At 48.2% G+C, this 22,900-nt stretch carries 14 protein-coding genes, 3 rRNA genes and 1 riboswitch; of the genes, 7 read left to right on the top strand and 10 right to left on the bottom strand.

Annotation, left to right across the window (positions count from 1 at the left end; all coding sequences use genetic code 11):
* Positions 1-151: 151 nt before the first annotated feature.
* The 6 genes from rrf to guaA form a co-directional block, all read right to left on the bottom strand.
* Positions 152-268 (bottom strand): 5S ribosomal RNA (gene rrf / locus MHH92_RS03690).
* A gap of 143 nt (positions 269-411) precedes the next feature.
* Positions 412-3,339 (bottom strand): 23S ribosomal RNA (locus MHH92_RS03685).
* A 309-nt stretch (positions 3,340-3,648) separates the two neighbouring features.
* A 16S ribosomal RNA gene (locus MHH92_RS03680) occupies positions 3,649-5,201 on the bottom strand.
* The 16S, 23S and 5S rRNA genes sit together here, the layout of an rRNA operon.
* Before the next feature lie 771 nt (positions 5,202-5,972).
* Positions 5,973-7,349, bottom strand: a complete 1,377-nt coding sequence (locus MHH92_RS03675; RefSeq protein ID WP_340902006.1) for an NCS2 family permease — start codon at positions 7,347-7,349, stop codon at positions 5,973-5,975.
* 171 nt (positions 7,350-7,520) lie between these two features.
* Positions 7,521-7,620, bottom strand: a riboswitch (purine riboswitch).
* 401 nt (positions 7,621-8,021) lie between these two features.
* Positions 8,022-8,273, bottom strand: coding sequence for a hypothetical protein (locus MHH92_RS03670; protein WP_340902005.1), 252 nt, complete (start codon positions 8,271-8,273; stop codon positions 8,022-8,024).
* A gap of 245 nt (positions 8,274-8,518) precedes the next feature.
* Positions 8,519-10,057, bottom strand: coding sequence for a glutamine-hydrolyzing GMP synthase (gene guaA / locus MHH92_RS03665; RefSeq protein WP_036668199.1), 1,539 nt, complete (start codon positions 10,055-10,057; stop codon positions 8,519-8,521).
* A 174-nt stretch (positions 10,058-10,231) separates the two neighbouring features.
* On the opposite strand from guaA, the gene MHH92_RS03660 reads away from it, so the two are divergent.
* Positions 10,232-10,426 (top strand): hypothetical protein, encoded by a 195-nt coding sequence (locus tag MHH92_RS03660; RefSeq protein WP_339285417.1) that lies wholly within the window; start codon positions 10,232-10,234, stop codon positions 10,424-10,426.
* Between the two features lie 10 nt (positions 10,427-10,436).
* On the opposite strand, the gene MHH92_RS03655 is transcribed toward MHH92_RS03660, so the two are convergent.
* The 4 genes from MHH92_RS03655 to MHH92_RS03640 form a co-directional block, all read right to left on the bottom strand.
* Positions 10,437-12,800 (bottom strand): transglutaminase-like domain-containing protein, encoded by a 2,364-nt coding sequence (locus MHH92_RS03655; RefSeq protein WP_340902002.1) that lies wholly within the window; start codon positions 12,798-12,800, stop codon positions 10,437-10,439.
* The gene (locus tag MHH92_RS03650) at positions 12,787-14,058 is read right to left on the bottom strand and encodes a DUF58 domain-containing protein (RefSeq protein ID WP_340902000.1); all 1,272 of its coding nucleotides are present in this window, start codon (positions 14,056-14,058) and stop codon (positions 12,787-12,789) included. The genes MHH92_RS03655 and MHH92_RS03650 overlap by 14 nt, the downstream gene beginning before the upstream one ends.
* The gene (locus tag MHH92_RS03645) at positions 14,055-15,044 is read right to left on the bottom strand and encodes an AAA family ATPase (RefSeq protein WP_076254857.1); all 990 of its coding nucleotides are present in this window, start codon (positions 15,042-15,044) and stop codon (positions 14,055-14,057) included. Before MHH92_RS03645 ends, MHH92_RS03650 begins: the two co-directional genes overlap by 4 nt.
* Positions 15,045-15,146: 102 nt before the next feature.
* A complete protein-coding gene (locus MHH92_RS03640) occupies positions 15,147-16,448 on the bottom strand; it encodes a polysaccharide deacetylase (protein WP_340901998.1) in 1,302 nt (433 codons plus the stop codon).
* A gap of 240 nt (positions 16,449-16,688) precedes the next feature.
* Between MHH92_RS03640 and MHH92_RS03635 the strand changes: the two genes are divergently transcribed.
* The 6 genes from MHH92_RS03635 to MHH92_RS03610 all read left to right on the top strand — a co-directional run bounded on the left by MHH92_RS03635 (position 16,689) and on the right by MHH92_RS03610 (position 22,883).
* Complete coding sequence (locus tag MHH92_RS03635; protein ID WP_076254861.1) at positions 16,689-17,336, top strand: DedA family protein; 648 nt, start codon at positions 16,689-16,691, stop codon at positions 17,334-17,336.
* 199 nt (positions 17,337-17,535) lie between these two features.
* Positions 17,536-19,050, top strand: coding sequence for a spore germination protein (locus tag MHH92_RS03630; RefSeq protein ID WP_340901995.1), 1,515 nt, complete (start codon positions 17,536-17,538; stop codon positions 19,048-19,050).
* 20 nt (positions 19,051-19,070) lie between these two features.
* Positions 19,071-20,276, top strand: a complete 1,206-nt coding sequence (locus tag MHH92_RS03625; RefSeq protein ID WP_076254865.1) for a Ger(x)C family spore germination protein — start codon at positions 19,071-19,073, stop codon at positions 20,274-20,276.
* A gap of 4 nt (positions 20,277-20,280) precedes the next feature.
* Positions 20,281-20,517 (top strand): hypothetical protein, encoded by a 237-nt coding sequence (locus tag MHH92_RS03620; RefSeq protein ID WP_076254867.1) that lies wholly within the window; start codon positions 20,281-20,283, stop codon positions 20,515-20,517.
* Between the two features lie 18 nt (positions 20,518-20,535).
* Positions 20,536-21,645 carry a GerAB/ArcD/ProY family transporter gene (locus MHH92_RS03615; RefSeq protein WP_076254868.1) on the top strand — a complete coding sequence of 370 codons (1,110 nt, stop codon included), beginning with the start codon at positions 20,536-20,538 and terminating at the stop codon, positions 21,643-21,645.
* Positions 21,646-21,758: 113 nt separating this feature from the next.
* Positions 21,759-22,883, top strand: a complete 1,125-nt coding sequence (locus tag MHH92_RS03610) for a GerAB/ArcD/ProY family transporter (protein WP_083677601.1) — start codon at positions 21,759-21,761, stop codon at positions 22,881-22,883.
* Positions 22,884-22,900: the final 17 nt, after the last annotated feature.

Raw genomic sequence — 22,900 nt, 5'->3', positions numbered from 1 at the left:
GAAATGATCCTTTTAAAGTTATTTAACATTCTCATAAAAATTGAAATAGTAAACAGCCTTGGTTATTTACCAGGGCTGTTAAAATTTATATAAGTATTTAGGATTAAAATAAAAAAGACACACTCGATATCATCAAGTGTGTCTTTAGATTGCTTGGCGGCGTCCTACTCTCCCAGGACCCTGCGGTCCAAGTACCATCGGCGCTAGAGGGCTTAACGGTCGTGTTCGGGATGGGTACGTGTGGAACCCCTCCGCCATCGCCACCAAACGCGATTTGTCGAAGCATAGCTTCTTAAAATCAGATATGGAACTGAAAATCATACACACGTTCTGTGATGTACCAATTTTCATTTCAGAGATCGTTCTCTGAAAACTAGATTCGAAACGAAACATGCGAATTACAACTTGCTATTGGATAAGCCCTCGACCGATTAGTACTGGTCAGCTCCATGCATTGCTGCACTTCCACCCCCAGCCTATCTACCTCGTCGTCTTCAAGGGGTCTTACATACTGGGAAATCTCATCTTGAGGGGGGCTTCACGCTTAGATGCTTTCAGCGTTTATCCCGTCCGTACATAGCTACCCAGCGGTGCTCCTGGCGGAACAACTGGTACACCAGCGGTACGTCCATCCCGGTCCTCTCGTACTAAGGACAGCTCCTCTCAAATTTCCTACGCCCACGACAGATAGGGACCGAACTGTCTCACGACGTTCTGAACCCAGCTCGCGTACCGCTTTAATGGGCGAACAGCCCAACCCTTGGGACCTACTTCAGCCCCAGGATGCGATGAGCCGACATCGAGGTGCCAAACCTCCCCGTCGATGTGGACTCTTGGGGGAGATAAGCCTGTTATCCCCAGGGTAGCTTTTATCCGTTGAGCGATGGCCCTTCCATGCGGTACCACCGGATCACTAAGCCCGACTTTCGTCCCTGCTCGACTTGTAGGTCTCGCAGTCAAGCTCCCTTATGCCTTTGCACTCTTCGAATGATTTCCAACCATTCTGAGGGAACCTTTGGGCGCCTCCGTTACTCTTTAGGAGGCGACCGCCCCAGTCAAACTGCCCACCTGACACTGTCCCCGCACCGGATTACGGTACCAGGTTAGAACCTAGATACGATCAGGGTGGTATCCCAACGTTGCCTCCATGCAAGCTGGCGCTCACACTTCAAAGGCTCCCACCTATCCTGTACAGATCGTACCCAAATTCAATATCAAGCTGCAGTAAAGCTCCATGGGGTCTTTCCGTCTTGTCGCGGGTAACCTGCATCTTCACAGGTATTAAAATTTCACCGGATCTCTCGTTGAGACAGCGCCCAAGTCGTTACGCCATTCGTGCGGGTCAGAATTTACCTGACAAGGAATTTCGCTACCTTAGGACCGTTATAGTTACGGCCGCCGTTTACTGGGGCTTCGGTTCACAGCTTCGGGATTGCTCCCTAACCACTCCCCTTAACCTTCCAGCACCGGGCAGGCGTCAGCCCGTATACTTCGCCTTACGGCTTCGCACAGACCTGTGTTTTTGCTAAACAGTCGCTTGGGCCTTTTCACTGCGGCCCCCTCGTGCTATTCACACTACCGGGGCACCCCTTCTCCCGAAGTTACGGGGTCATTTTGCCGAGTTCCTTAACGAGAGTTCTTCCGCGCGCCTTAGAATACTCTTCTCGCCTACCTGTGTCGGTTTGCGGTACGGGCACCTTCACCTGGCTAGAGGCTTTTCTTGGCAGTGTGAGATCATGACCTTCGCTACTATAATTTTCGCTCCCCATCACAGCTCAGCCTTACAATGTGCGGATTTGCCTACACATCAGCCTTACTGCTTAGACGGACATCCATCAGTCCGCGTCACTACCCTACTGCGTCCCCCCATTGCTCATAACGGCTTACGGTGGTACAGGAATTTCGACCTGTTGTCCTTCGACTACGCCTTTCGGCCTCGCCTTAGGTCCCGACTTACCCTGAGCGGACGAGCCTTCCTCAGGAACCCTTAGGCTTTCGGCGGATCAGATTCTCACTGATCTTTTCGTTACTCATACCGGCATTCTCACTTGTATAATGTCCAGCGCTCCTTACGGTACACCTTCAACCCTTATACAACGCTCCCCTACCCCTGATGCAAAGCATCAAGCCATAGCTTCGGTGGTGTGTTTAGCCCCGTTACATTTTCGGCGCAGAGTCACTCGACCAGTGAGCTATTACGCACTCTTTCAATGATGGCTGCTTCTAAGCCAACATCCTGGTTGTCTGTGCAACTCCACATCCTTTCCCACTTAACACACACTTGGGGACCTTAGCTGATGGTCTGGGCTGTTTCCCTTTTGACAATGGATCTTAGCACTCACTGTCTGACTCCCGGAAGTAAGTCTATGGCATTCGGAGTTTGACTGAGCTTGGTAACCCTTGCGGGCCCCGCACCCAATCAGTGCTCTACCTCCACGACTCTGTTTTCCGAGGCTAGCCCTAAAGCTATTTCGGGGAGAACCAGCTATCTCCGAGTTCGATTGGAATTTCTCCGCTACCCCCACCTCATCCCCGCATTTTTCAACATGCGTGGGTTCGGGCCTCCAGTGCGTGTTACCGCACCTTCACCCTGGACAGGGGTAGATCACCCGGTTTCGGGTCTACGTCCACGTACTAAGTCGCCCTATTCAGACTCGCTTTCGCTGCGGCTCCGGCTCTTCACCTTAACCTTGCACGGGAACGTAACTCGCCGGTTCATTCTACAAAAGGCACGCCATCACCCCTAAAACGGGCTCTGACTTTTTGTAAGCACACGGTTTCAGGTTCTATTTCACTCCCCTTCCGGGGTGCTTTTCACCTTTCCCTCACGGTACTGCTTCACTATCGGTCGCTAGGAAGTATTTAGCCTTGGCAGATGGTCCTGCCGGATTCATACGGGGTTTCACGTGCCCCGCACTACTCGGGATCCGTCTCGGAGGGAACAGACTTTCAACTACAGGGCTTTTACCTTCTTTGGCGGGCCTTTCCAGACCTCTTCGCTTAACCGGTTCCTTTGTAACTCCATGTGAGACGTCCCACAACCCCAAAGAGCAAGCTCTCTGGTTTGGGCTTCTCCGCGTTCGCTCGCCGCTACTGACGGAATCACTATTGTTTTCTCTTCCTCAGGGTACTTAGATGTTTCAGTTCCCCTGGTATGCCTCTACACAACCTATGTATTCAGTTGTGAGTAACTGGAAATTACCCCAGCTGGGTTTCCCCATTCGGACACCCCCGGATCAAAGCTTGCTTACAGCTCCCCGAGGCAGTTTCGTTGTTCGCCACGTCCTTCATCGGCTCCTAGCGCCTAGGCATCCTCCGTGTGCTCTTAGTAGCTTAACCATTTTGTTCCGGTTTCGGTCGCTCGCTTCCCTTGTTTTGCTTGCGCAAAGCCAAAAGTCGCTCTCACCCGATACCATCACAAAAGCAATTTAACTACCTTTATACACTTGACTTGTTTGCACAAGTTCAGCTTAAAGGAATGTTCTAATTCGCGTTTGTTTCGTTTCGATATCTAGTTTTCAAAGAACAAGCTCCATGCAAAAGCAAGCTGTTTGAGAGTTTGAGCTCTCAAAACCGAACAACGAGTGAGTGTTTTGCAGCTAAGCTGCATATTTGAATGTTTCCGTTGCAGGAAACGATTCTCCATAGAAAGGAGGTGATCCAGCCGCACCTTCCGATACGGCTACCTTGTTACGACTTCACCCCAATCATCTATCCCACCTTCGGCGGCTGGCTCCTTGCGGTTACCCCACCGACTTCGGGTGTTATAAACTCTCGTGGTGTGACGGGCGGTGTGTACAAGACCCGGGAACGTATTCACCGCGGCATGCTGATCCGCGATTACTAGCAATTCCGACTTCATGCAGGCGAGTTGCAGCCTGCAATCCGAACTGAGACCGGCTTTGTTGGGATTGGCTCCATCTCGCGATTTCGCAGCCCGTTGTACCGGCCATTGTAGTACGTGTGTAGCCCAGGTCATAAGGGGCATGATGATTTGACGTCATCCCCACCTTCCTCCGGTTTGTCACCGGCAGTCTATCTAGAGTGCCCACCCGAAGTGCTGGCAACTAAATATAAGGGTTGCGCTCGTTGCGGGACTTAACCCAACATCTCACGACACGAGCTGACGACAACCATGCACCACCTGTCTCCTCTGTCCCGAAGGAAAGATACATCTCTGCATCGATCAGAGGGATGTCAAGACCTGGTAAGGTTCTTCGCGTTGCTTCGAATTAAACCACATACTCCACTGCTTGTGCGGGTCCCCGTCAATTCCTTTGAGTTTCAGTCTTGCGACCGTACTCCCCAGGCGGAGTGCTTAATGTGTTAACTTCGGCACCAAGGGTATCGAAACCCCTAACACCTAGCACTCATCGTTTACGGCGTGGACTACCAGGGTATCTAATCCTGTTTGCTCCCCACGCTTTCGCGCCTCAGCGTCAGTTACAGCCCAGAGAGTCGCCTTCGCCACTGGTGTTCCTCCACATATCTACGCATTTCACCGCTACACGTGGAATTCCACTCTCCTCTTCTGCACTCAAGTCACCCAGTTTCCAGTGCGATCCGGGGTTGAGCCCCGGGATTAAACACCAGACTTAAATGACCGCCTGCGCGCGCTTTACGCCCAATAATTCCGGACAACGCTTGCCCCCTACGTATTACCGCGGCTGCTGGCACGTAGTTAGCCGGGGCTTTCTTCTCAGGTACCGTCACCTTGAGAGCAGTTACTCTCCCAAGCGTTCTTCCCTGGCAACAGAGCTTTACGATCCGAAAACCTTCATCACTCACGCGGCATTGCTCCGTCAGGCTTTCGCCCATTGCGGAAGATTCCCTACTGCTGCCTCCCGTAGGAGTCTGGGCCGTGTCTCAGTCCCAGTGTGGCCGATCACCCTCTCAGGTCGGCTACGCATCGTCGCCTTGGTGAGCCGTTACCTCACCAACTAGCTAATGCGCCGCAGGCCCATCCCCAAGTGACAGATTGCTCCGTCTTTCCAGTTTCCTTCAGGCGAAGAAAACAATTATTCGGTATTAGCTACCGTTTCCGGTAGTTGTCCCAAACTTGAGGGCAGGTTGCCTACGTGTTACTCACCCGTCCGCCGCTAAGTATCAAGGAAGCAAGCTTCCTATCAACTCCGCTCGACTTGCATGTATTAGGCATGCCGCCAGCGTTCGTCCTGAGCCAGGATCAAACTCTCCAATAAAGTATTGAAAAGAGCGATAAGCTCATTTTGAATCTGACGAGATTAAAAATCTCATTTGTGCTCCAGTCGATTCAAACCAAGGCTTGTCTCAAACTTTCGCGTTCATTCTGCAAGCAGAATGTTTACTCACTCATTGTTCAGTTTTCAAAGATCAAACTTATTTCGTTACCGAATGTTGTTCTCTTCAGCAACTCTTATATAATATCATGTCCGAACCAACTTTGCAAGCTCTTTTTTTAAGTTTCTTTCGAAGCTTATTTCAATCGCTTGCCGCACCGTGTATCTCGTGTTTTTTTGGCCGGAAATAGAATATACCATGTACAGTTGTGGAACGCAAGTCTTTTTTCGATAAACATTAAATTCTTATGAAATGAGTACCCTGTAGACCTTTTAACAAGTATCTCCTTATAACCAGCTAAATGATACATCTGCGCATTAACTTTAATGATCGAAGTAATTAACTCACATACCCAAAAAAGTTTTTCATATGATTCCTAATCCAATTATAGAGAAATCAAGTTGTATACAGTACAGACTCATCGCGTTATAGAACCTATTAACCGATGATTTCATCGGTTAAACAACCAACAGATCATAGAACATTATACTCATTCCTTCTATATAGAAGGAAAACATTTTTGAAATTCATTTTGCTCAAGAAAAGAATACAAAAAAAAGCGAAAGCTCCGGGTCTAATCCCGTGGCTTCCGCTTCTTTCATATATAAGGTATCAAACTTATCTCCGTATTCTTCATTAAACCTAATGTACGCTTACTCCCCGCCAATAAATACGTATCGGCAAACTACAATGAGCGCCAAGATCCACATAAGCCAGTGAATTTTCACTTTACGCTCTGTAACCAAGTTACTGAACACCGCCAGAATCACATAAGATACGATACCTGCGGAGATCCCGTTTGCGATTCCACCTGTGAAAGGCATCAATACAATGGTAAGGAATGCAGGGAAAGCTTGCAGGAAATCATCCCACTCAATGCTGCGCACTTGACTCATCATAAGTACACCCACGATGATCAATGCCGGAGCCGTCGCAGCGGATGGAACAACCAGCGCAAGCGGTGCGATAAACAGGGCTAAAATGAACAACAAACCTGTCGTTACCGAAGTCAGTCCTGTACGTCCACCTGCCTCAACACCTGAAGCACTTTCAACGTATGCCGTAATGGTACTTGTACCTAGTGCAGCACCTGCGCTGACACCAACTGCATCGACGAGCATCGCTTTACCGATCGTTTTCTCGCCTTTTTTCTTATCCTTCATAATCCCCATACGCGTTGCAGTACCTACCATCGTACCAAACGTGTCGAACAATTCAACGAAGGTAAAGATGAAGATGATCTCGAACAATCCGAGACTGATGGCACCTTTCAAATCCAGCTGTCCAACCGCCAGATCACTGAAGTTAGGCAACCAGCTTGCGCCTGAAAGACCACTCAGATTCGTAACGCCCATCGGAATACCAATCAGCGTTGTTGCTACGATCCCGATCAGCAGAGCGCCTTTGACGCGCATAACCATCAGAATAGCAATAAGGAGCAAACCAATCAGGGCCAGCAATGCATCATGATGTGTTATAAAGTTACCCAATGACAGATTAAAACTACTACCTGGAATCGGCTGACTCAGATCTGCGTCTGGTGCAACATTAACTGTTACAGCCACGAGATTAGCAAGTTTGAAACCAATAATGGTAATAAAAAGACCGATACCAACCGTAATGGCCATTTTGATTGACTGCGGAACTGCAACCAGCAACATTTGACGAATCTTCGTCACGGTCAAAATAATGAACACGATACCGGAAAGGAATACCGCTCCGAGAGCTACTTGCCAAGTAATCGCTCCATTCGAACTTAGAACGACAGTCATGAAGTACGCATTCAGCCCCATACCTGGTGCAAGTGCGATCGGAATATTCACGAACAATCCCATAATAATAGTCATTAATCCGGCGCCGACGGCTGTTGCAAAGAATACTGCATTATCCGACATCCCCGCACCGGCTTGTCCCAAGAACAACGTATTTACAAAAAGAATGTAAGCCATTGTCATAAACGTAGTGAGACCCGCAACAATCTCCGTTCTAACGTTTGTTCCGTTTTCTTTTAATTTAAAGAAACGATCCATAATTACTAACTCCCCCTTAGAGATGTTGAAGCCATATTGAAAAACGACAAATGACCCTGATGAAGATTCTTCACCCAGGGTTCAGCTGACAAGGAGTGGCATGATGCCTTTACTAAGAACAAAAAAAATTCTAATGTGCGTGATGTCCCCGCAATCATGTAGAATTCATGTGCTTAGCCTTCTCCTCTTCGTAGCCAGATCATTAGGGTGATCTCGTAGAGACTCCCGGGCCAATCCCCAGGATTATACGAATAAGTATGCGCTATTTGTTTGTTTCCCATCACTATTTTAGGAGGGCAGTATGTTTTTGTCAATGAGAAAAACGAATATTAATATCACGCTTTTAGAATATCGTTCGTATTATTTAACAGATTGAACCAGTTCAGCGGTTTACAACCCAATTGAATACGCTTTTTTCGGTGTAAACTCAATGGGATATGTCCATTCTTTCAGACTGAAAGTTCAGCAGGATAACATAAAAAGCTAGCCTGATCAAAGAGCAGAAGCGCTCTAATCAGGCTAGCTTATATTTCTGATGCGTTTTAGCAATCAGGTGAATGATGATCAAGGAATAACGATATCTCGTATTCCGAAGACTTAAACTCATTAGGTATATGGAGCAACTTGCGACATACGCCGGAACTACTTTTTACCGGATCAGTCCTATGTTAATTAAATCTCTGTCTGCGGAGTATCCTGTATCTCTTGTTGTTCCTGATTTGTGTTTGTTGTTGAGTCAGAGGATAACTCCTGGTTTCTGGTCTGATCGGAAGAAGCATCCGCTGCCTCTAAATTCACAAATGGAAAGTCCCCCGAACCGGAAGCCAGATCTTGCATACCCGAACCGCATCCTGCCAGCATCACCATCAGAAACGCACTTCCAATGCCCATCTTCCATTTGCTCATATAGTCGGTTTTACGCATACATTCAATTCTCCTTTCAGTAGCCATATAGCTCTTAGTATGTACTTATTGTACAGGCCCGACCTGAAAGGATCATGAAGTCAACTTTAAAATGGGATTAATTTTGAAAGTTTATTACTTGTAAAAAAAGTAGCCCTACAAAAATTTGATCACAATATTCTTCTTAATAAAAAAACGCCCTTTTATTTGCGAAATACCGCAGATAAAAGAGCATTTTTTATAATCTATCGTTAAGAGTCTATACCCTATTCCCACTCGATTGTTGCAGGTGGTTTGGAAGTTACGTCATAGACGATACGGTTTACGTTATCAACTTCGTTAACGATCCGTACGGAGATTTTCTCCAGCACATCCCAAGGGATACGTGCCCAGTCCGCAGTCATACCGTCGATGGATGTAACAGCACGGATACCTACAGTGTAGGAATACGTACGCGCATCACCCATAACGCCGACACTCTTCATGTTCGGCAGGGCTGTGAAGTACTGCCAGATTTCGCGGTCGAGACCGGCTTTGGCAATCTCTTCACGCAGGATGTAGTCTGAATCACGAACGATGGTAAGTTTCTCTTCGGTAACCTCACCAAGCACACGAATTGCAAGACCCGGACCAGGGAACGGCTGACGGTGTACAATTTCGTCCGGCAAGCCACACTCGGTACCGACTTTACGTACTTCATCCTTGAACAACGTGCTCAGTGGCTCGATCAGTTTGAAGTTCATGTCCTCAGGCAGACCGCCCACGTTGTGGTGGGATTTGATGGTCTGTGCAGTCGCTGTACCACTTTCTACGATGTCCGTGTAAAGTGTACCTTGTGCCAGGAATGCAAAGTCATCGAACTGCTTGGACTCTTCGTCAAATACGTAAATAAACTCGTTACCGATGATTTTACGTTTTTGTTCTGGATCATCCACTCCAGCCAGCTTGGACATAAAGCGCTCCTGAGCATCAATTTTGACAACTTTCATGTCGAATTTGCCGACAAACGTCTCCATTACACTTTCTGCTTCGCCTTTACGCAACAGACCGTGGTCGATAAACATACATGTCAGTTGATCACCAATGGCTTTGTGAAGCAATGCAGCTACAACGGAAGAATCTACACCGCCGCTAAGCGCACACAGTACTTTACTGTCGCCAACTTTTTCACGAATGTCTTTGATCGTGTCATCGATGAATGTCTCCATCGTCCAGTTGCCTTCGCAACCACAAACTTCGAACAGGAAGTTACGAATCATGTCGTTACCGCGAACAGAGTGACGTACTTCCGGATGGAACTGAACAGCATACAATTTACGCTCATCGTCGCTCATGGCAGCGATTGGCGCACTTTCCGTGCCTGCATCCAGTTTGAAACCTGGAGGAAGTGTAACCACGTGGTCACCGTGACTCATCCATACCGTATGTTCGCCTTCAATGCCTTTTGCCAATGTAGATCCAGCGGCAAACTCAAGGTCTGCTTTACCGTACTCTCGCTTCTCGGAACGCTCTACTTTACCTTCGAGTTGCTGGGCCATAAGCTGCATTCCGTAGCAGATACCGAAGATTGGCAAGCCCAGGTCATAGACACCCGGGTCCACGTGTGGAGCATTCTCAGCGTATACGCTGGACGGACCACCTGAAAATACGATTCCTTTTGGTGCTATTTCTGCGATCTTTTCCGCCGGTGTATTATACGGCAAAAGCTCGCTGTATACGCCAAGATCCCGGATTCTTCTGGCGATTAACTGATTGTATTGACCCCCGAAGTCAAGGACAACTACAATTTCATTCTGTTTATTCATAACCGTGCCTCCCTCAATTCAATGAAACTAATTATACGCAACGACAAAACATACCGTCAAGGAAAGGCGAAACTCCTTTTTTCGACATATCAAAACAGGATTACCAAATGCCTCTAAATATGAAATTTCGAATAGAAAAGCTTGGTAGCAAGATACTGGTTCAAGTGTATGCTCGTGGAAAGACGCCTCATTCGCAGCGCAGCGCGAAAGGCGTCTTATGTATGGCATTCAGCGATGAACCAAACGCTGCATTTAGATAACAGTGCGCCAGCAATGGCGATCTTCATCTGCCCACAAGTGGCCAAGCTCTATTGGAAAGCGATAGCGATTGTATGGCAGCTGCTTCGCATCTTTGGTGTAACGTTGTAACATCCTTGTGTTACAACGCCTGCAACCGCCGGGCCAGACGAAGTGCCCGGCGCAGGAAGTTCAGACTGTCCGCGCGCAGCGGACGGTCTGGACCGTACAGCAGCCGTTCCCAGTCGGCTGCAAACCGCGCGATGTCCGCGCCGTCCGCGCCTGCGGCTAAAGCCGGTGACGCTGCATATTCACGCAGCGTCATACCCGGCGGCCGCGGGCCGTACCGGCGCGCGAGCGCGGCCCAGACCGGAGCGGCGGCACCCAGCAGCCGCTCGCGGTCTGGAAAGCTGCTGCGTGGCCACGCCAGCAGCAGCCCTAACCGCAGCGCGGGGCGTAGCCGCCGCATGCGGACCAGAGCAGCGGCGCCCATCAGGGCCGCTGCCACAAGGGCTGCCGCGAGCCATGGCTCCGCGGCAATGGCCCGTGCGCGGGCGAGCAGCCACGCGCCCGCGTAACCCAATCCGCCGCTCATATACGGCGGATTCTCCGCAACAGGCTGCGGCCCGGCGAGTGCTGCGACACTTTCGCCCGCGCCTTGCGCCATGGCGAAGCCTGGCGTGGCCTCAAACGGCATCCAGCCTGCACCCGGAAAATATACCTCTACCCAGGAATGTGCATCTCCCTGTGAAATCACATACTGACTGGGCACATCCGGGTCAGCAACTCCGGGGCCAAAACCTTTAACCCAGCGTGCTGGGATGCCCTCTGCACGCAGCAACACAATCATGGCTGTGGAGAAATGATTGCAATACCCCTGCCGGGTGACGAATAGAAAATCATCCACAAAATCTGTTCCTCGCGGTGGCATACGGGTATCCAACGTATACTCGGCATGAGCAGCCAGATAAGTCTTGACGGCCTGCACAGCGTCATACCGGGTCTCACTGCCTTGAATGATTTCCTTGGCAAGCGTCTGCACTCGACCAGGTAGTGATGTAGGCAATTGCAGATAATCCCTCCGGATGGCTGCCGGATCTTTCCCTTTATTCGTTTCCTCAAGTAGACGTAACTGTTCAGGTGTTGCGACAGGGACCATGACGTCTGCCGAATAATGTTTAACTATCTTATCGTTTCCGGAGCTCGCGAGCCACAATGTTGCCGAATCGCGATTAGACAGCAAAGAAAACATGTTTTCCTGATTATCCTTGTTCTTATCCTGGAACGATACGTTAACCGGTATGCCCCCGGTAAAGAGAGGATTTGGTCCTTTCCACTCTCGCTGCATCATGACAGTTTGGCGAATGCGACTCCAATAGGTTGAATTCTCCCAACCATCAGCACGCAGCATTCCGGATGGACTTGCCGTTTCGAAGCTTTGACCCGGGTCACTCCAAGTACTACCGTTATAATATGAACGGGTCTCCCCTCGCCAATACGTCACTTTTGGACTCTTCGCTATAAAAAAGAGGGAATTCCCCTGCACCAACGGTGCTCCCATAGGCGCGTCCGCTGTGCTATATCCCGTGACTGCCGTTGCAGCAGGGATACTACTGTGCTGTGTATAACCTGCCCAGCGAGCTAGGCGTTCACCCATCTGCTCCAAAGATATGCGTTCCGGTTGAGGAATGGAAGCAAACTGGCCAGGTAACGCCGAGAGAAACACCATACCTGCGGAAACAGCGATAGTTACTGCACTCCAACGGCCGTAGGGGCTGCCGCGATAACTCGGAGTCGTGACTCCTCCATTGAGACGTAATAGCTGGAGCAGAGCCTGAATAAGAAAAATCCATAGGACAGACCGTATTAAAGAAGCATACACATCCAGCCCCGCAAAGGATTCAAGCAAAAGCAAATAAAGCAGCGTTGCACTGCCAAACAGCATAACGCTTCGACGTAACAATACGAGGGATTGCACAGAAGCCATGAGCATGCTCCAGCCGCACATCATGAACAACCCTCTCGTTTCTGTACTAATCGAGTGAAATCGCCAGTTATTTATAAACGTGTCCATATCCGCTGAAAATATTCCCGGATAAGCGGCCGCCCAACGAACAGGATCACTTCCTCCGTACATCAGACATAAAGCAGCAAGTGCTATGAATAATCGGATCAGTACTCCGGTGATCCATCCTGTACGAATTAACCCCGCGAGCAATAACGCTCCCGTTAATCCCGCCATTACGGACAAGAACCGTTCACTGCCCTGCTGATCTGATGATGTAACAGGATATATCCACTCCAGAGACAGTATAAGTAAAATGACCGAAATAACAATTTTGTACAGGACAGGTACGCTAACATCTCCCTCATCCTTTATGTCCGTCACAGAATTCTGGTTCACAGTTTGATGTACAGAATAGGCCAATTCCATTCTCGTACGGGCCGTTGACTCTAAGTCGGCCATAGTGGAATCGGGTTGCTGGTTACCATTACGCTCCCACATCCGTTACCTCCACCTTTCCCAATGAAGATAACGCAACGTCTGTAACCGCATGGATCGGCACCCCGCTGTGACGAAGCCGCTCCAAGCTTAAGCTGTCATATCCCAATCCATTCATCAATCTATCCGTTGATCCTAATTGGTTTTGGTTCTGGTTTGCTTCAGTCAATTGCACCTCTACACGATAACCCGACCCGATTGCAGTTATGATCCATTCGGCCAGAACCTGATCCATCTTGCCTGTGAGAACCACAATTCGCGACCCGCTCGCCAGTCCATCCAGCATCTCCGTTCGAAGCGAAACAGAGCCTGATTGTGCTTTGGATATTTGTGCCCCCGCTAACTTGTCCAGTCCATGATTCTCATCATCTGCATGGAACGGCCCATGTTGCCATTGATCTTGTGCATCATAGTTCTTATCGCCGCCTTCCATCCACAGATGATAAGGAATGTCATCCCGTTCAGCGGTATGAATCCAGCGGGCAGCTGCACGAACCACTCGTTCAAAGGCAGGTACATCCATGTTCTCCCGTTGTTTTACGTCATAACCCGACTCGGCTTCATACACAAGGATGCCGAGCGAGGCAAGATCCGTGGTATCGGGCAGAAAGGTCTGAAGTTGTCCCGTTTTGGCTGTACTTTTCCAATGAACACGTCCCAGTGGGTCACCCTGCTGATATTCACGGAACTCAGGGCTACGGTTTCCCTGACTATTACTTCGCTCCGACAGAGTCCCTTCAATCATCGCTGCGAATTCTACCGAATCACCCTTCCCCCAAGCCGTTGCTTGAGGAACAACGATTAGGGGGGTACCTCCTGCGGTCTCTGCGGAGAGGGTATTCCAGCCAAACATATCACCCCAGTACAATCTGCCCGTATCCCATCTGTAGACTCCTCTGCGTAACCCGGAACATTCATATTGATAGGAAAATTGTCGCCGTGTTCCCGGGAAAATCAATTTGCGATGAACACCAGCAGGTGTGTTCTCACACAGAACGATCCATAACAGTGGAATACGGCAATTGAATTCCAGCTCCACCAGAACCCGTACCTGCTCGCCTGCCTCAATCCGGTTCGTGTGTATTTTCCGACGGATGTGAATACGCCGTGGTCTGAACCAATGGAGAAGCAGACCTCCTGTGAACATCAAGAAAGCTATAACGGATAGAAACAACGCCGCTTTGCCCCCATGCCACTGATACAAGGAAGCAAAAGCCACCACCAAGACAGCACTCACAATCCGTTGTCCCAGCGCAGTCATTGCCTCCGTCCCCTTCCCTGTGATGCCATCTGTACAGGTACCGGGACCGTTGACAATGCTTCTTCAATGACCTGTACTTGCCCCCAAACCTCCGCTCTGTTCTGGGCCTTCAATTGAATACGGTGGGAAAGGACAGGCACAGCTACCTCTTTCACATCATCCGGAATGACATAACTGCGCCCTTGAAGATAGGCAAATGACTGCGCCGCAGCCATCCAGGCCAGTGTTCCACGCGGACTGATGCCCAGTCTGACCGCCGGAAGGCTGCGAGAGGCTACAGCAACAGCCACCAGATACTGTTTAACGACCGGATCAACATGTACCTGTTTGACTTCACGCTGCATGGCTACGACCTCTTCAGCAAGCAGGACAGGGCGAAGTTCATCAATCGCTTCTCTACCTTGCATGCGGGTTAACAATTCCAATTCCTGTTCCGGATCGGGATACCCCAGTCCAATTCTCATGATAAATCGATCCAGCTGCGCTTCAGGCAGACGGTACGTACCTTCGAACTGTAACGGGTTCTGTGTCGCCAGCAGAAAGAACGGGCGTGGCAAGGCATAGGTTGTGCCATCAACCGTAATACGTCGTTCCTCCATTGCCTCCAGCAGGGCAGACTGAGTGCGTGGTGAAGCGCGATTTATTTCATCAGCCAGGACAACGTTGGACATGACGGGTCCGGGCCGAAACTTGAATTCAGCTGTATGTGGATGATAGATTGAAGTGCCCGTAACATCTGCCGGCATGACATCGGACGTGAATTGAATCCGGCCCATGGAGCAGTCCAGTGCAGAAGCAACGGCACGAACCAGCATCGTTTTCCCGGTACCCGGCACATCTTCCAGAAGTACATGCCCCCCACTGAGCATTGCAGTGAGGACATAACGAATCTCTGTTTTTTTGCCAATAATCACACTCTCAACACGCTTCATGACCCGGTTTAACAATTCAACAGCATGTTCATGTTCCATTCGGATATAAGACATTTCTCTGATCTCCTTCCGTTCATCAGCATTCCTGAACCATAGTAATCTATGATTCAGTGTTGCCCGGAAGTAGAGAGAATAGTCCTGCAAGAATGACTTTCTTCAGATCATTTTATACTTAAATATGTTATTCATTGCCGAAATGGATCTGGAAGTGCCCGCCTTTACCGTCCACTCTGCTTCATTACTGGTTAAGGAATTCACCCTCAACCCCATCTGCTCCAGTAGCTCACGTAACGGAACCCAGATGGTTCCACCCTGACTCTGTACTGCCCCCGTTTCAATTGCCCCTGTTGTTGTCAGTGTTCCGCTCACACTGTCTGCATAAATCGTTCTTTCCTTCCATACTGCTATGGCCGTCCTTGTTTCAGAGTCCCAGCGAGTGCTGCCCCCGAATTTTTTCATGAAAGTACGCAATGGCACCATGATTCGCGGCCCCTCCATGCGGAACTCGCCCGGTTGCAAGGTAGCTGCAGCCAAGCCCACCTCTACCTTCAGCTTCTTGCTTGCAAGCCATAACGTCGCGTTCGCTTCTACATGCTCTGCGATCCAGGCCTTTCCTGGCGCCTTGCGGGCCTTATACTTACCATCTGGATGTACACGGAATTGAACGGGTTGATCCGTACTCTTTATGGTGTCAAAACGATATCCATGATCACGATAATATTTGATAATACCCGGAAGTGCTTTTACCGTTTCAGCATGTGCACCACCGTCATGCATCAGGACAACGACCGAACGTGCTCCCGCAGGTACTTTGGTCGAATTGCTGAGGATCTCTTTGGCCGGAACACCTTTACGCTTGGAATCTCCACTATCGACGTTCCAGTCCATGACGGTGTATCCACCCAGTTGGAGCAAATCAAAATAACTCTGGTCAAAATGTCCATAGGTACCGCCTGGTGCTCGCACCAGATTCGGACGGAAACCGGTTATACGCTCCAGCACTTCCTCTGTCTGCTTGATCTGTTTCCAGAACACTTTGAAATCACTGTACAGCTGTTCATATTGATGATTAAACGTATGATTGCCCAAAGCATGTCCATCCTCCACAAGCCCCCGGATTAACTCGGGATAACGTTCTGCCTGCTCACCCAGCACAAAAAATGTAGCCAAAACCTTCTCCTTGCGCAAAATATCCAATACTTCACGGGTATGGTTACCCGGTCCATCGTCAAAACTCAGATAAACTACCTTGTCTTGAGTATTCTTATCTTCCGGGATTGGATCACCTGAGCCGGAAGCAGAAGATGCATAAGCCGTGCCTGCATATACAGCAAATGCACATAACAATATCGTAATACGCATGAGAATGACAGACCACTGTCCAGCTAAAAACATATGTATGGTTGTTGCAGAGTTTCCCCCTATTTCCTTGATTCTGAATTCCGGTCTCTGTACCATTTACGAATCGACCTCCACCGTCTCTAGTAATTTGCTGATAGATTTCAGCAGATTTGTTAGAATTATATGGAGGCTACATTGAAAAAAGACGTGATTTTGTTTAATATTTTTTCACAATTTGCTATGTAGCCTGATTGATTCTTCGCTTCAGATTAGGTAGCATAATGAACAGGCAGAACACATTAAAACACCTTGGAGAGTATTCATGCTCCCACCCCGTATTCAGGAGAGTGAAATCTATTGGAATTGCTTGAGAAGATCCAACATCTGTTTGGGTCCTACGGATACAGCGTTTTGTTTTTTGGCTTGTTGCTTGAATTCATCGCACTTCCCTTTCCTGGTGAAACAACGATGGCTTACGCAGGGTTTCTCTCCTACAAGGGGCATCTCGACTTTGGAATCCTCACCATACTGGCTTTTCTGGGGACAACGATTGGCATGACCATCACTTATTTTATTGGAGCCAAAGCAGGACTGCCCTTTATAACACGATACGGAAAATGGTTTCTACTGAAGCAGGACAAGCTCGATAAAACGCAAAAGTGGTTCGCCAAGTATGGTAATGCCTTAATCTTCATCGGTTATTTCATTCCGGGTGTAAGGCATTTCACCGGATATTTTGCGGGCATAGCCGCTGTTCCCTTTCGCAAATTCGCTCTCTACGCCTATTCAGGTGCACTGTTCTGGGTTGTACTGTTTCTGGGCATTGGCAAAATATTTGGCCCCCAGTGGAACGCCGTATTCCATCTGGCTCATCAATATGCTGCATATATCGTGGGAGGAATCGGCCTATTGCTCATCGCAGCCGTGCTCTATCGTTACCGCAAAGCATGGACAGCAAGATCCACCGTATCCAAGCCAACCCCAGTTCGACAAAGACAAAAGTAAAAATAATAAGAATAAGCAAGGAGTTGCGTAACCGCGCGGCTCTTTTTTTTGTTTGAAATAAAACACCTCCGCTACTGTGATTCACCTCAAACTTCCTTCTGTATACCACTCATATGCAACCATTCTCTTTTTATGTGATAATCCCGATTCATTCAGGTCATACTAACTTGCAATTATAGGATGTATAGGGGGCAATGGGATGAGTACATCGGTGCAAGACCGTAAAGATCATAAGGAAATTTCTCCAAATCTGAACGACAATACGGAATATTGCAAGCAAATGATGGGGAATAGTACCGACTTGATGATCCGTCCCCTGCAATGTTTACATAAGTGGCCTGCCGTCATGCTGTACATCGACGGACTGGTGGATGTTCAGATTCTGAATCACTCCATCATGGAATCTTTATTGCAAAGACATGATCTACCCGACTTTTCATCAGATGATGAACATCTGAGTTACCTTCAGAATGATATTCTGACCGCCAGTGATGTCATGCTAGTCGAGGATATGCATGAGATCCTAAATGCAATGCTTGCTGGATCAGCCGTCTTGCTGATTGAAGGTTCAGTTCGAGGATTGAAGATTGGCGCGGCAGGCTGGGAAGATCGCTCCGTTGGAGAGCCCATCTCCCAAACCGTTGTTCGTGGGCCGATGGAGGGCTTTAATGAGAATCTGCGTACAAATACCTCCTTAATTCGCAAACGAATCCGTGACCCTCATCTCTGGATTGAAGAGAGAGAGATTGGCCGGGTTACCAAGACCCGAGTTGCCGTGCTCTATCTGGAGAATATCGTGGATCAGGAGATCGTGATGGAGCTCCGGCAAAGGCTGGATAAGATAGATATAGACAGCATTCTGGAAAGTGGATATATCGAAGAACTGGTGCAAGATAAAACGATGACGGTTTTCCCGACCGTCTATAACAGTGAAAGACCAGATACCGTATCTGCTGCCCTGCTGGAGGGACGGGTTGCGATCATTGTGGACGGAACACCCTTTGTATTAATTGTGCCTGCCTTGTTTGTACACTTTTTTCAGTCTCCAGAAGACTACTATCAGCGAGCAGATATCAGTACATTGATCCGGATGATTCGCTATCTGTCCTTCTTCATCGCCCTGCTATCCCCATCATTCTATATTGCCATTTCAACGTTCCATCAGGAGATGTTGCCCACCAATCTGCTTATCAGTTTGGCAGCCCAGAGGGAAGGTGTCCCTTTTCCCGCTTTCATTGAAGCCCTGTTGATGGAATTGACCTATGAGATCTTACGAGAAGCAGGTATTCGGATACCCAAGACGGTCGGCCAAGCCGTATCCATTGTCGGTACGCTTGTTATTGGTCAAGCTGCAGTTGATGCAGGGGTTGTATCGGCAGCTATGGTTATTATCGTATCCATTACTGCGATATCCAGCTACGTCGTCCCGGAGAATGGTCTGTCCATCTCGGTACGGATCTTGCGCTTTGTACTGATGATGATGGCGGCAGCATTCGGTTTCTACGGCATTCTGATTGTATTACTCATTACGGTAACCCACCTCTGCAGCTTGCGTTCTTTCGGTGTGCCCTACATGTCTCCTTTTGCACCTTATATTCAAAAAGATATGAAAGACACCATCTTTCGTGTGCCATGGTCACGCATGAAGACCCGCCCGTTATCCACAGGATCGCCGAATGTCACAAGACAAACATCTAGGAAAACCAAGCGTTGACTTAGTCAGGAGACCCTATTATGAATAAAAGCTTACGTTTATTGATGTGCTTTGCAGTCATGCTTCCTTTGCTTACAGGATGCTGGGATCGCCAAGAAATGAATGAACTCGGCATCATGCTCGGTCTAGGTGTTGACAAGGATGGGGATCAGATTCGGGTTAGCGCACAAGTTGTGGTTCCAAATGAAATATCAGCCAAGTCATCTGGTTCCAAGGGAACGTCTGTAACTCAATACCAGGCCACCGCCAAATCCCTGCTGGAAGCCATACAACAACTCACCGAAACCAGCCCTAGAAAAATCTTCATGTCTCATATCCGAATTCTTGTGTTTGGAGAAAAGTTCGCCCGCGAAGAGGGTATCTATGATGTCATGGAAGCTCTACTGCGTGAACCAACCGTTCGTCCCGACTATTATGTGATGGTGGCGCGAAATACGAAAGCATCGGAAGTGCTTGATTTGCTGACACCTCTGGATAACATTCCGGCAGAGAAGCTGTTTAGTTCCCTTGACGTTTCCTCCAAAACCTGGGCTCCAACAACGACGGTAACGGGAGACCAACTTATCGATTACATGTTATCCCCAGGAATTCAGCCTGTTATTACAGGGGTTCAAATTCTTGGGGATCTCAACAAAAAAAGCAGCACCGAAAATATATCTACGATACGCACCTCTGCCAGACTGAACACAACGGGTTTAGGTGTCTTCAAAAAGGATAAGTTGATCGGCTGGTTATCGGAAGCAGAATCGAAGGGATACAATTACATCCGAGGCAATGTCAAATCTACCGTAGGACATATTGACTGTCCAAAGAGCAAAGGCGTCGTAACGGTAAAAATACTTCGAGCATCCACGGATCGTAAAGGTAAAGTTGTAGGAGGAGAACCTCAAGTCAAGATTAAGGTTAATACCGTAAACTCAATCGGTTCGGTAGATTGCGACATGCAGATTGGCTCCATGACAGCCATTCGCGAGTTGGAACAACTATCCCAAGAACGACTTAAGGAACTCATGCAAAGCACCGTCAATTCTGTCCGCCGTAAATATCATGTGGACATCTTCGGATTCGGCCAGGAGATCTATCAAGTCGACCCCAAATTTTTCAATAAAATTGAGAACGATTGGGACAAGTATTTCGACAATCTGGAGATCAAATACGAAACCAATATACAAATTAGACGTGTAGGTGCACTGGACAACTCATTCAAAAATCAAATAAAGGATTGAGATCATGCTACTCTCCATCACTGTTGTTGTGGTTGGATGCCTAATCGGTTGGATCGATCTACCCAAGCTCGTCCGAGGCAAACAATGGAAAGAAACAGCTGTATACAGCGGGATGTTACTTTCAGCCACCGTATTCAGCGTCATCGCGGTGAATCTATGGGAATTCCCGAGTCCGCTTTATATCATCATTTGGATCTATGAACCTGTGAATCAATTCCTGGCTTACCTTACCGGAACTTAGCTAAAAGGAGTGAGAGAGATGCTTGAAAAAGGGCGACTGGGTACCCGAGCACTGGCTACCCTGACATTTATGATGGTTGTTGGGGATATGATGATGATCTATCCTTCCGTCATCACGTCATATGCCAAGCAAAATGCCTGGATCTGCGCCCTGATTGGTGTCCCGATCGGCATGCTTCTGATGGCCATGTTCCTCAAGCTTGGTAAAGCTTATCCAGACAAGAACCTGATTGCCATATCCCGAAGCATCCTGGGATTCTGGCCTGGCACGCTGGTCGGTTGCTTTTACTTGTACTTTTTTGTCATTGGTGCTTCCACCCATACCCGGGAGGTCGGTGATTTTATGACGACCCAGCTTTTCCAATACACACCGATTCGTGTCATCATTCTGCTGTTTGTGATCGCTGTCTCCTGGGGAGTTTACAACGGGATTGAGAGTATGGGCCGAAGCAGCGAGTTATTAATGCCTGTTGGAGTTGTGTTCATTCTTGTACTCTGTTTCTGTTTAGTACCCAAAATTGACACGAGCAACATAAAACCGTTCATGGACACGGATGTGGTATCCATCGCTCAAGGGATTCTCGTTAGTGTCATCTATCCTGTCGGCGAAACCATCCCCATCTTGATGCTTTTGCCCTATACCTCCAGTCAAGGGCATCGCAATCGGGATTTAATTATGGCCGCTGGGCTGGGCAACCTGTTATTGGCCTCTCTGGTAACCATCGCCATACTTGTTCTGGGGGCCTTTCTGACGCAACATAACATCTATGCCTCCTTCATTCTGATGCAAAAAATTAGTATTGGAGATTTTTTTCAACGAATCGAGGCACTTATGGCGTCAGTCTGGCTGATCTCTACTTATTTCAAAGCTATGGTATATCTGTATGCATTTACGATCGGCATTGCAGAATTATTTAAGTTAAAACGCTATATTTTTTTGATTTTGCCTTCATCTATGCTTGTCTTTGCTTTTGCTAATCTGGTTGCACCAGGCGTTACCTTCATTATTATCACCGTCGTTCCTTACTGGGTCGATTGGGATACAACCGTTGGTATTCTATTACCGGGTATTCTCCTGCTGATTCATGTATTCAAAGCTCGTGTCAACCATATCAAGCTTCGTAGTTAATGGAACCGGATCAAGAGGAAGAGCTCGTGGATGTGGGGTATGACATAGCTTGACTAGTAATACGGACACGCCTTGTCATCTGGAATCTTATTTACAAAAGGAGTGCATGTTACATGCTGATCCAGGAAAAGCTCACCATTCGACAGTTCGCGGTTCTTACCTTTATTACTATAATTGGAGACATGATTCTGTTATATCCTACAATGGTCGCCTATTCAGCTAAACAGGATGCCTGGATCTGTTCCCTGTTATCGCTACCTATTGGATTATTTATTTTGTGGCTTATGTACAAGCTCCATCGGACCTACCCTCACATGTCCCTAATTGAGATCTGTCCCAAAGTTCTCGGCAAATGGCTGGGATCAGTCTTGTCCGCAGCCTACCTGTTTTACTTTCTCATGGGAGCCTCTATATGCATCCGAGAAGTAGGGGATTTCATGACAACCCAGATTTATCTAAACACGCCGATTCGCGCGATCATCATCCTTTTTGTTGTAACACTCACCTGGGGGATGTTGAAGGGACTGGGTACGATCGGCAGAAGCTCCGAATTGCTGGCACCGATTGTCGTTTTTAGCTTGCTCTTCCTGATCATATTTCTGCTTCCTCAGGCCGAGGTATCTCGATTGAAGCCATTTTTCAATACTCCCGTTTTATCGATGTTCAATGGAAGCTTTCGCGCTGCAGCCGCTTCATTCGGAGAACTGATCATTCTTTCCATGATTATGCCATATGTCACGCACAGCTCCCATTTGAGAAGAGACATGATGTTCTCCGCATTACTCGGAAGTGCCCTGCTGACTTCGCTCGTTCTGATCGCCCTGCTTGTTCTTGGACCGACGCTGACACAACACAATGTATACATATCGTATATTCTTGCCCAGAAGATTAATGTAGGTAACTTTTTCCAACGAATAGAGGCGCTCACAGCGATCGCCTGGCTGTTGTCGACCTATTTCAAAAGTTTGTTGTATGTCTTCGGGTTTGTCGTCGGAACCGCACAGCTATTTCGCCTGAAAGACTATAAACCGCTCACCTTGCCTTCCATGATGTTGTTTTTTGCAATGTCCATCCTGATCTCCCCGAATATTGTCTTCTATACCACTACAATCATGTACGCATGGTTTGACTGGGACGTGACCGTAAGCATAGCCCTCCCAATATTCCTGTTACTGGTTCACCAAGCGAGAGCTTTGTTCAAAAAGCGGCGCACCAAGAATACTCCTTTGAACAAATAAACAGGCTGCATTATGGA

This window comes from Paenibacillus sp. FSL M7-1414 (genome assembly GCF_038003195.1).
In the GTDB taxonomy this organism is placed as follows: Bacteria; Bacillota; Bacilli; order Paenibacillales; family Paenibacillaceae; genus Paenibacillus; species Paenibacillus amylolyticus.
Note: the sequence above shows the minus strand (reverse complement) of the source record. Positions and strands in the feature narration are given on the sequence as shown.